At 57.9% G+C, this 9763-nt stretch carries 11 protein-coding genes; 7 read left to right on the top strand and 4 right to left on the bottom strand.

The annotated features are described in order from the left end of the window. Window positions 1-446: ATP phosphoribosyltransferase regulatory subunit (locus VMU57_RS06580; RefSeq protein ID WP_325381837.1), on the bottom strand; the 446-nt coding region annotated here is incomplete at its 3' end. Between the two features lie 164 nt (window positions 447-610). Between VMU57_RS06580 and VMU57_RS06585 the strand changes: the two genes are divergently transcribed. Then, window positions 611-1237 carry a hypothetical protein gene (locus VMU57_RS06585; RefSeq protein ID WP_325381838.1) on the top strand — a complete coding sequence of 209 codons (627 nt, stop codon included), beginning with the start codon at window positions 611-613 and terminating at the stop codon, window positions 1235-1237. A gap of 45 nt (window positions 1238-1282) precedes the next feature. Here VMU57_RS06585 and VMU57_RS06590 read toward each other — a convergent pair whose 3' ends face one another. The 3 genes from VMU57_RS06590 to VMU57_RS06600 form a co-directional block, all read right to left on the bottom strand. Continuing rightward, window positions 1283-1795 carry a gamma carbonic anhydrase family protein gene (locus tag VMU57_RS06590; RefSeq protein WP_325381839.1) on the bottom strand — a complete coding sequence of 171 codons (513 nt, stop codon included), beginning with the start codon at window positions 1793-1795 and terminating at the stop codon, window positions 1283-1285. 17 nt (window positions 1796-1812) lie between these two features. Next, window positions 1813-2583 (bottom strand): SGNH/GDSL hydrolase family protein, encoded by a 771-nt coding sequence (locus tag VMU57_RS06595; RefSeq protein ID WP_325381840.1) that lies wholly within the window; start codon window positions 2581-2583, stop codon window positions 1813-1815. A gap of 141 nt (window positions 2584-2724) precedes the next feature. Beyond that, the gene (locus tag VMU57_RS06600) at window positions 2725-3474 is read right to left on the bottom strand and encodes a GDSL-type esterase/lipase family protein (protein ID WP_325381841.1); all 750 of its coding nucleotides are present in this window, start codon (window positions 3472-3474) and stop codon (window positions 2725-2727) included. A 328-nt stretch (window positions 3475-3802) separates the two neighbouring features. Between VMU57_RS06600 and VMU57_RS06605 the strand changes: the two genes are divergently transcribed. The 6 genes from VMU57_RS06605 to VMU57_RS06630 all read left to right on the top strand — a co-directional run bounded on the left by VMU57_RS06605 (window position 3803) and on the right by VMU57_RS06630 (window position 9648). Continuing rightward, complete coding sequence (locus tag VMU57_RS06605; RefSeq protein ID WP_325381842.1) at window positions 3803-4495, top strand: PEP-CTERM sorting domain-containing protein; 693 nt, start codon at window positions 3803-3805, stop codon at window positions 4493-4495. A 181-nt stretch (window positions 4496-4676) separates the two neighbouring features. Beyond that, complete coding sequence (locus tag VMU57_RS06610; RefSeq protein WP_325381843.1) at window positions 4677-5546, top strand: sugar phosphate isomerase/epimerase family protein; 870 nt, start codon at window positions 4677-4679, stop codon at window positions 5544-5546. A gap of 74 nt (window positions 5547-5620) precedes the next feature. Next, a complete protein-coding gene (locus VMU57_RS06615) occupies window positions 5621-6505 on the top strand; it encodes a TIM barrel protein (protein ID WP_325381844.1) in 885 nt (294 codons plus the stop codon). Window position 6506: 1 nt separating this feature from the next. Further along, on the top strand, window positions 6507-7553 hold the full coding sequence (locus VMU57_RS06620) for a dipeptidase (protein ID WP_325381845.1): 1047 nt from the start codon (window positions 6507-6509) through the stop codon (window positions 7551-7553). 31 nt (window positions 7554-7584) lie between these two features. Then, the gene (locus VMU57_RS06625) at window positions 7585-9063 is read left to right on the top strand and encodes an asparagine--tRNA ligase (RefSeq protein ID WP_325381846.1); all 1479 of its coding nucleotides are present in this window, start codon (window positions 7585-7587) and stop codon (window positions 9061-9063) included. 141 nt (window positions 9064-9204) lie between these two features. After that, on the top strand, window positions 9205-9648 hold the full coding sequence (locus VMU57_RS06630) for a hypothetical protein (RefSeq protein ID WP_325381847.1): 444 nt from the start codon (window positions 9205-9207) through the stop codon (window positions 9646-9648). Window positions 9649-9763: the final 115 nt, after the last annotated feature.

Here is a 9763-nt window from a genome sequence, read left to right on the forward strand (position 1 = left end):
GCGCTGTCGGAGCCAGACCACGCCGGTCCCAGTACCTCCGCGCCGATCTGCCAGAACTGCCGGTATCGTCCCCGCTGCGGGCGCTCGCGACGAAACTGCGGTCCTATATAGAAGAGCTTCTGCAGCATCCCGGTATCGGCCATCTTGTGCTCGATATAAGCCCGCACGACGCCAGCCGTATTCTCAGGCCGCAAGGTCAGGCTCTGTCCCTTATCGCTGTCGGCGCGTCCGCGATCCTCCCACGTGTACATCTCCTTCGAGACGATGTCCGTCTCCTCGCCCACGCCCCGCGCAAACAGCTCCGTCGTCTCAAAGATCGGCGTCCGAATCTCACCAAACCCATAGCGGGCAAAAACCGCCCGCGCCGTAGCCTCCACCCGGTTCCATAACGCCGTCTCCGGCGGCAACAGGTCCCGTGTCCCGCGCACTGCTTTCAAAATTGCCATTGTTCTTCAAGTGTAGCGAATCGGACACATTCACGGGAAAGCAGCTATTTGGGGGCAGGGGCCAGTTTCGGATTGCCGACAAACCGGAACTATCTAGTATTCAGTGGATTCGTGGTCTGTCGAAGATCACTGACAGCCTGAGGCAAAGGCGATAAGCTCGACGCATGCGTTATCTGAATCTCATATTTATGCTGGTTTTCTGCACTTGTCTTGCGGGTGCGCAGAAGAACATTCGACAGGTGGATTTTAGGAATTTCACTTACCCGTTGAGCGGTCATCTGCTTGGGCACAGCGGGCTGCAATGGTTAAATATACCGACTCATGCGGGCGTCAAAAGAGAGCCAATTCATCTCGTAAACGGTTCCGATCTCACGAAGACTTCCAGCTTCGTGATGAACGGAAAAGAATATGCCCAATACGAGGGCTTTACGTTGGAGTCGGTGAAGTTCGAGGACTTGACTGGAGATGGAAAGGACGAGGCTGTTGTAGTTCTTCGCTACCAGACCGGAGGAACGCAAACGACCCATTATGTGTATATCTATGCAGTCGATCAAGAAAAGCCCAAGCTTCTGGCTTACTGCCACACCGGTGACGGGGCATACTATGGGCTTTACAACGTGTACGGCAAGGATGGACTGCTAGTGTTTGAATTGCTCGATCCTAAACGGGCTTCGGGGGATTGTTGTTCTGCCGGTGAAATCGTCTCGCGTTACAAATGGCGCGATGGTCGATTTGAAGCATTCGGTTCTAGCGAACGGCACAGCCTGAACGCGTTTTCAGTGCATCGATGAAGGCGCGTTCTACCAGTACACGGGCTAATCGGAAAGACCCACTCCCTATTTTTCGTTCAAATAAATCGCAGTGTAGTCGAGATAGTTCTGCGCGTACTTCAGGATTAGCTTGCGGTCTTCATCCCCCAGCGTGCGGCGAATCTTTCCCGGCACGCCTGCCACCAGCGAGTTCGGCGGAACGATCATCTGTTCGGGGATGACGGCACCGGCGGCGATGATGCTGCCCTCGCCGATGCGGGCTTTGTTCAGCACCACCGCCCCGATCCCGATCAGAACTGCATCTTCGATGATGCAGCCATGCACAGTGGCGTTGTGGCCAATCGTCACCATCTCGCCAATGATCACCGGAAACAGGTTGCGCATTCCGTGCAGGACGGCGCAGTCCTGCACGTTGCTCTTTGCGCCGATGCGGATGGAGTTCACATCTCCCCGCACCACCGCGTTCATCCATATACTAGCTTGCTCACCCAGCACCACATCGCCGATCACCTGCGCCGACGGGTCGACGTAGCAGGTGGCGGGCACAACCGGTGTAATCCCCTGATAGGTACGAATCATGCAGCGATTTTACGCCGTTATTTTTCCCCAAGCGTCTTGTCGATGGCCGCTTGTGCCAGCGGAGTCATGATCGCGTAGCCCTTTGCATTCGGATGGACGCCATCGAAACTGATTCCCGGCTTCATCCCACCTTCGGCATCGGTCAGTGAAGTGTAATAGTCCAGATAGGTATATCCATGCTGTTCGCAATAGTCCTTCAGCCATGCGTTGATGGCGCGGATCTTCGGAGCGGGTTCCATCCCACGCTTCCACGGATAGTCAAACGCGGGCGTAATCGAGGCCAGAATCACCTTGATGCCGTTGGCGTGGGCCAGATCGGCCATGGAGCGAAAGTTGTCCTCCGTCATCTCCGGCGTCATCGGCCCTGTGTTTCCGGCAACGTCGTTCGTCCCTGCCAGAATCAGCACCGCCGCCGGGTGCAGGTCGATCACGTCCTGGCGGAACCGCACCACCATCTGCGGGGTCGTCTGCCCGCTGATGCCGCGATTCACGTAAGGCTTGCCCGGAAAGAAGGTCCCCGTCTCCGGCCGCCGTCCCCAGCCATCGGTGATGGAGTCGCCATAGAAGACCACACGCTGCTCGCCTGCGGCTACCGGAGCGAGCGCGGCGTTCTCAGCCCGATAGCGGTCGAGTTGGGGCCAGTCATTCAGCTTTGCCTTCATATCGGCGATCTGTTTCGCCATCGCAGTGTCGGCTGCGGGAGCTGCCACAATAGTTGTTTGAGCAAAAACATTCGCAGTCACAAACGGCACACACGCCAGTACAAGTACACGGGCAAACATCTTCATTCCATCTCTCCGAAATCGTAAATTTGTAGTTCTTGAAAGCTTTGCTTCTAGGTATGCCAAGCCTTCAGGCTTGGCCTCTCATCCAATTCAAACTCGAAGGGGGCTTGAGCCCCTGGGGTATGCCGTTGCTGCCACAAATCCCTACTTCTCGCCCAGCGCCTGATCGATGCCTGCCTGTACCAGCGGAGCCATCAGCGCATAGCCCTGCCTGTTCGGATGAACGCCATCCACCGTGAGGTCCGCCTTCATGCCGCCCTCTGCATTGGCCAGCGCCGGAAAGAAGTCCACGTAGACCAGCGAATGGCTGGCCGCATAATTCTTCAGCCACGCATTTCGCGCCCCGATCGTCTCTGCCGGATGCAGCCCGGGACTCCAGGGAAAGTGATTCGAAGGCGTAATCGAAGTAAGGATCATGCGAATCCCATTCGCCTTCGCCAGTTCCGCGATCGACTGCCAGTTGTCCGTCGATGCCTCAGCCGTCATATTTTGGGCAATATCGTTCGTGCTCTCCAGAAACACGACCGCAGCAGGATGCAGGTTGATCACATCCTGCCGGAACCTCACCAGCAGTTGCCCCGAATTCTGTCCGCCGATGCCCCGATTGAGATAGGGTTTGCCCGGAAAGAACGCTCCGCCGCGCGTTCCCCAGTACTCCGCTACCGATGCCCCATAGATGATGACGCGTTGCTCCCCCGCAGTCACCGGAGGCAGCGCCGCATTGGCCGCGCGATAGTGTTCTAGCTGAGGCCAGTCCGCCAGATTCGCCCGCATGGTGGCAACTTCCTTTGCCATATTGATTGAAGAAGGCGTAGAAACCGCGGGGGGTTGCGCCAGGAGGGCAATCGGCAAAAGAAACACAACGGAAAATAGCCTAGCGAGGATACGCGTCATAGTCGTTAACCAACTCCTTATTGGGCGAAAGGTAAGGAAAGACAGGATTTCCCACAATACATCTCCGCGTCACACCGGCAGGGATGCAAATCCCTTGTCGAATTCTAATCAGCCTGAGTTGCAACTGTCCCAATTGGACAAGTATTTTCCTCAACATCTTGCTCAGTTCACGCAAAACCGTGCATAGAGTCATGCCGGAGAATATCTGGTTATCGCACTAAGTGTCATCCAGCCTGTACTTAAAACTAAACAAACTCTGGCGATCAACGTGCACTGTTAATTAGTCCACCGGGCCCTGCGAAAAAAATCTTTCTGCCGGAGCTTCCTTATGCGCATCCTGTCTCCCCGCCTCTTCCTCAGCCTCTTACTCGTGGCTGCGGTTCCCTCCGCCTTTGCAGATACAGTCACCTGGGCTACCTGGAATGCACCGACAACGGTCAGCCCCACGGTCGGAGTCGAAACCGGAACCATCGGTGGCATTAACGTCACCTACACCGGTGAAATCCAGTTCGTCAACGCTTCGAATGCCGGCAACTATAACTACTTCCAACCCACGTCCACCTACATTGGCGGAGTCGTCGGCAACGCTTCTAACAATGGCGGCATGATCGCCATCGACGGCAACCCCGGCGTGACTAACACCTTTACTTTCTCCGCTCCTGTCAGCGGTCTCGTCCTCTCCGAGGTCAGCCTCGGTCAGTCCGGCATTGGGACGAATTACACCTTTGACAATGGCTTCAGCATCGTCGCCTGCGGCCCAAACATCGTCTACGGCGGCAGTTGCATTACTCAGAGCGGAAACACCATGATTGGCAATGAGGGAGACGGCACCATCGTCTTCTCCGGAGGGCCCATCACTTCGCTCTCCTTTACAGGGGCCAGTCCTGAGTATTGGAACGGCTTCACCATCGGCCTGCTCCCGCAGCAGACATCCGTAACGCCAGAGCCTGGGACCATGACCCTCCTTGGCACCGGCCTTCTGGGACTGCTCGGTGTCGCCCGTCGCAGATTCCTGGCCTGATAGATCGAGAGTGCACCAGAAGAGCTGACGGCTACAGTCCCAAACTGTAGCCATCAGCTCTTTGCATGCAACGCCGTCCACGGATGCATCGGGCTCGACGATCGCCCTCTGCGGGAGTGGGGGTTCGATCTTCGATACCCTGCATATCTTCAAGGCCCGCACTCTTGTATTTTGGAGAGTGATGCAACGCGGAATCTCCACTCACGTCTTTCTCCAGCAGCGCCTGCACTCCGGCCTGCTCGACGCCATGCAAAAAGGCGGTGCTCAGGCCATCGAAGTCTTCGCCGTTCGCCACCACTTCGACTACGCCGACCGCTCCGTCGTCCGTGAGCTCGCCGCCTGGTTCCGATCAAACGACGTCGCCGTCACGCTGCACCAGCCCCTCTACGCCGACGCCGAGTGGAGCCGCCACGTCGCTCCCACCCTCAACCTCATCGATCCCGAAAAGTCCCGCCGCATCGACGCCATGGACGAGGTCAAGCGCGCCATCGAGTCCGCTGAGCAGATCCCTTTCCGCGCCATCACCCTCCACCTCGGCCTCAAGGACGAGCCCTGGAACAACCGCGCCCTCGAAAATTCGCTCACCGCCATCGAGCACCTCAAGGCCTTCGCGCATCCGCTCGGCGTAAAAATTCTGCTCGAAAATCTGCAGAACGAAGTCACCACCCCCGAGCACCTGCTCGAGATCCTCCGCGTAGGCCACTTCGACAACGTAGGCATCACCCTCGACGTAGGCCATGCACACCTGAGCGACGGCGGCATTGACGCAGCCTTCGAGCTGCTGAAGCCCCGCATCGCAGAGCTTCACCTGCATGACAATCAAGGCATCAAGGACGACCACCTCTGGCCCGGCAGCGCCGCCACAAATGCGGGTGCTCCACGTCCCGCTTCTGGGACGTGGGCTCGGGGCATCGACTGGAAGAACGTAGTCAAACAAATAGCCACGCTGCCGCCCACCACACCAGGCATCCTCGAAATAGCCCACGATCTCGAAGAGACTGCCGAAAGCGTGACGGCGAAAGCGGCTAACTCGTGGAAGCTCTTCGAGTAGATATTGAGTCTTGAGGCTAGTTCGGCCTCCCGACACCCCTCTCTGAAACGCGTTCGCGGGTAATATGGGAAGTCATGAACCGTCGCCAGTTTAGCCAATTGATTGCCGCAGCAGGTGTTGCGCAGGCGCTTCCGCGCATCCAGGCTCAGCCCCCAGCCTCTTCCCATGGATTTCGTTTTTCTGTTCAGCTCTGGACCATCGAAAAACAGGCGCCGTTCGATCGCTGTCTTGAGATCGTCGCTGCCGCGGGTTACGAAGGAGTCGAGCTGATCGGCGAATTTCATAAGTGGTCCGCCGACGAAACCCGCCGTGTCATGGCAAAGATGTCCTCGCTCCATCTCCACTTCGACATGCTCAGCGGGGTCAAGGCAGGATTCGCCGATCCAAATGGAACGAACGACTTTCTCGCCGAGTTGAAGACGCAATTCGGATTTGCAAAGGCTCTTCAAAGCCCGCAGATTAATCTCAAGTCCGGGCCACGCATCGAAGGCTTGTCTCCTGCGGCTCAACACGCGGCGAGTGTCGAAAACCTGAAGCGTGCCGCCGACCTTGCGGCAGCCAACAATATTCAGATCGTCCTTGAGCCTATCGATCCCATCGAAAATCCGACGATGTATATGTCGAGCGTCAGCCAGGGGTTTGCCATCGTTCGTGACGTGGCGAGCCCACACGTCAAAGTGTTGTACGACTTCTACCACGAGCAACGCGCCGCCGGAAACCTCATCGAGAAGCTCGAGCAAAACTTCGACCTCGTCGGCCTCGTCCACATCGCAGACGTGCCCAATCGCAACCAACCCGGCACGGGCGAGATCGACTACAACAACATCTACAAAAAACTCGCGCAGCTGAAGTACGACAAATTCATTGCCATGGAATTCTTTCCGGCGGGCGATCCTCTCACCATCCTCAAGGCAGCCAGGTTGCAGGCATTGCATGAGCAGGCGCTGGCCCGCGACTAAGATGCCGATCAAAATCTTCGACGGGCACAACGACGTTGTTCAGCATCTCCGCGAGTACCGCCCGGATGGCATCGACTTCCTTGAGCGCTCCACCACTGGCCACCTCGATCTCTCCCGCGCCCAGGCTGGGGGCATGTTCGGCGGCTTCTTCGCGCTCGGCGTCTTTGCAAAATACAACGCAGCCGAAGACCTGACCGTCACCGAGACCGGTTACGAAGTTCGCATGGCCGCGCCTCTCGATCCCGTAAGCACCTACAAAGAGATCACCCTCCAACTAGCCGCGCTGCGATCGCTCGAGCAGCGCTCCCTCGGCAAAATCCGCATCGCCACCACCGTCGACGAGATCGAGCAAGCCCGGCGCGACGATGCCTTCGCCATCCTGCTCCACATGGAGGGAGCAGACGCCATCGACCCCGAACTCCGCGAACTAGGCGAGCTCTACCGCTCTGGCCTGCGCTCGCTCGGCATCGTCTGGAGCCGTCCCAACATCTTTGGCCGCGGCGTCCCCTTCGCCTATCCGCGCTCGCCCGACACCGGCCCGGGCCTCACACCAGCCGGAAAAGATCTCGTCCGCGAGTGCAACCGGCTCGGCATCATGCTCGACCTCGCTCACCTCAATGAGCGCGGCTTCTGGGACGTCGCCGTCCTCAGCACCGCACCTCTCGTCGTCACGCACACCTGCGTCCACGCCCTCTGTCCCTCGGCGCGCAACCTCACCGATCGCCAGCTCGACGCCATCCGCGCATCTGACGGCGTCGTCGGCATGAACTTCTCCGTCGGCGACGTCCGCCCCGACGGCCAGCGCAACGTAGACACACCGCTCTCGCTCGTAGCGCAGCACATCGCCTACCTCGTCGACCGCCTCGGCATCGACCGCGTCGCCATCGGCTCCGACTTCGACGGAGCCACCATCCCCGCAGCCATAGGCGACGCCAGTGGCCTGCCTCACCTCATCGACACGCTGCGCCAGCACGGCTTCGACGACGCCGCGCTTGAAAAAATAGCCTGCCAAAACTGGATGCGCGTCCTCCGCCTCACTCTCCGCTAATCGTCCGCCAAACGCGTAAACTTATAGCTCCATGGAACCGAATGTCTCTACCCCGGCCGTAGCCACCATCGCCTCCCTCGCCCAGCACGAAGGCCAGACCGTCACTCTGCGCGGCTGGCTCTATAACCTGCGCGCCTCGGGCAAGCTCCTCTTCCCCATCTTCCGCGACGGCACCGGAACCATCCAGGGCATCGTCCCCAAGGCCGCCGTGCCTGAACAAGTCTTCGAGACGCTCAAAAATCTTACCCTCGAATCCAGCCTCACCGTCACCGGCAAGGTCCGCGCCGACAGCCGCGCCCCCTCGGGCTACGAGCTCGACGTCGAGAACGTCGAAGTCGTCCAGCGCGTCCCCGACGAAACCCCCTTCCCCATCTCGCTCAAAGAGCACGGCGTCGACTTCCTCATGGAGCACCGCCACCTCTGGCTGCGCACCCCCCGCCAGTCGGCCATCCTGCGCGTCCGCGCCACCATCATGCGCGCTGCTTCGGAATATTTTGATACCCACGGCTTCATCCGCACCGACCCGCCGATCTTGACTCCGAATGCGTGCGAAGGCACCAGCGAGTTATTCGAGATGGACTACTTCGACAACGACAAGGCCTACCTCACCCAGTCCGGCCAGCTCTACATCGAAGCCACGGCGCTCGCCCTCGGCAAGGTCTACAGCTTCGGCCCGACGTTCAGAGCAGAAAAATCGAAGACGCGAAGACACCTCACCGAGTTTTGGATGATCGAGCCCGAGGTAGCCTACGCTGGCCTCGACGACATCATGGACCTTGCCGAAGCCTTCATCACCCACATCGTCACCCGCGTTTTAGAGTCGCACCGCGCCGACCTCAAAGTCATAGGCCGCGACATAACCAAGCTCGAACCCATCGTCGCCGCACAACCAGCCCCAGAACCGGGTGCCCCAGGTCTCGCATCTGAGACCTGGGATGAAGCGCCCCGAGCATCAATCCCAGCCGAAGCCGCGCAGCCAGCCACAACTGGCGCCGAAGGCGCGCCCGCCGCACGCAGTGCTTTCCCCAGATTGAGTTACGACGAAGCCCACGCCATGCTCGAAAAGGCCTACGCCGAGGGCAAGCTCGAGAGCCCGCACAAGTACGGCGACGACTTCGGCTCCCCCGACGAGACCTACATCTCCAGCCAGTTCGACCGCCCGGTCATGGTCCACCGCTATCCTGCCGCCATCAAGGCGTTCTACATGCAGCCCGACCCGGCCGACCCCACCAAGGCCCTCTGCGTCGACGTCCTCGCCCCCGAGGGCTACGGCGAAATCATCGGCGGCTCGCAGCGCGTCGACAGTTACGACCTGTTGAAGTCCCGCATCGAAGAGCACGGCCTTCCACTAGAGGCGTTCCAGTGGTACCTCGACCTGCGCAAATACGGCAGCGTCCCCCACGCCGGCTTCGGCATGGGCATCGAGCGAGTCGTAGCCTGGCTTTGCGGCCTCGACCACGTCCGCGAAACAATTCCCTTCGCAAGGACACTAAATCGAATCTATCCGTAACTTAGAGCTCGAAGATATGTTTTTGATTAGAAGCCAACTCTTAGATAAAGAGCAAACGGACACCCGTGTTATATTCCGAGCGTGAGCTTCCACTCAATTACAGACTATATCTGGCTCCATTACGCAGGAATTACGTTAGCATTGGCTGTTCTTGCTATTCCTTCAGGAATCTATGGCGCGGAGATTAAAGCATTTTTCAAAGTCCCTCCCCAGCGTCTAGGAAATTGGTTTCTAAAAGCTCGCTTGGGTGCTAGCGAGATGAAACTGATACGAATAAAAAGAATGAGAATCGAGCCGAGCTACTTAATACTCTTCTTATTTTGGCCGACAATTGCATTAGTTTCATTGATTTTAATAGTAGTGCTGGCAATTTATTTATTCCTAACTGATCCAAGAGCATGGGTAAGTGGAAACGTTCATCTTCACCCCCTCAACGTCACATTTCTTATTGAGTTTGTGAATTATCCAGTGATGGTTGTTTTGTCATATACAGTTTTCCAGCTACAAGCAGCTTTCCAAGACGACCAAAGTACTAAAAAACTTGAAGTAAAAATAGAGAGCTTAAGGCGCAGAATTGTCTCTTGATAAATTTTGATTGCGGTGAGCTGTCTAGCCGGGTACCCCATCCTTTGCAGCCTCATCGCAAAGGTGGGAGTGTAAGAATTGAACCAGCAGGGTGCCCCATATCTCGATTCTGAGA

It is taken from the genome of Edaphobacter sp. (assembly GCF_035532915.1).
Taxonomy (GTDB): domain Bacteria; phylum Acidobacteriota; class Terriglobia; order Terriglobales; family Acidobacteriaceae; genus Edaphobacter.

What these genes read in the sequence shown, in the direction of transcription:
- VMU57_RS06585 (WP_325381838.1), top strand. Translation starts at nt 611, where the DNA reads ATGCGTTATCTGAATCTCATATTTATGCTGGTTTTCTGCACTTGTCTT.
- VMU57_RS06590 (WP_325381839.1), bottom strand. Translation starts at nt 1,795, where the DNA reads ATGATTCGTACCTATCAGGGGATTACACCGGTTGTGCCCGCCACCTGC.
- VMU57_RS06595 (WP_325381840.1), bottom strand. Translation starts at nt 2,583, where the DNA reads ATGAAGATGTTTGCCCGTGTACTTGTACTGGCGTGTGTGCCGTTTGTG.
- VMU57_RS06600 (WP_325381841.1), bottom strand. Translation starts at nt 3,474, where the DNA reads ATGACGCGTATCCTCGCTAGGCTATTTTCCGTTGTGTTTCTTTTGCCG.
- VMU57_RS06605 (WP_325381842.1), top strand. Translation starts at nt 3,803, where the DNA reads ATGCGCATCCTGTCTCCCCGCCTCTTCCTCAGCCTCTTACTCGTGGCT.
- VMU57_RS06610 (WP_325381843.1), top strand. Translation starts at nt 4,677, where the DNA reads ATGCAACGCGGAATCTCCACTCACGTCTTTCTCCAGCAGCGCCTGCAC.
- VMU57_RS06615 (WP_325381844.1), top strand. Translation starts at nt 5,621, where the DNA reads ATGAACCGTCGCCAGTTTAGCCAATTGATTGCCGCAGCAGGTGTTGCG.
- VMU57_RS06620 (WP_325381845.1), top strand. Translation starts at nt 6,507, where the DNA reads ATGCCGATCAAAATCTTCGACGGGCACAACGACGTTGTTCAGCATCTC.
- VMU57_RS06625 (WP_325381846.1), top strand. Translation starts at nt 7,585, where the DNA reads ATGGAACCGAATGTCTCTACCCCGGCCGTAGCCACCATCGCCTCCCTC.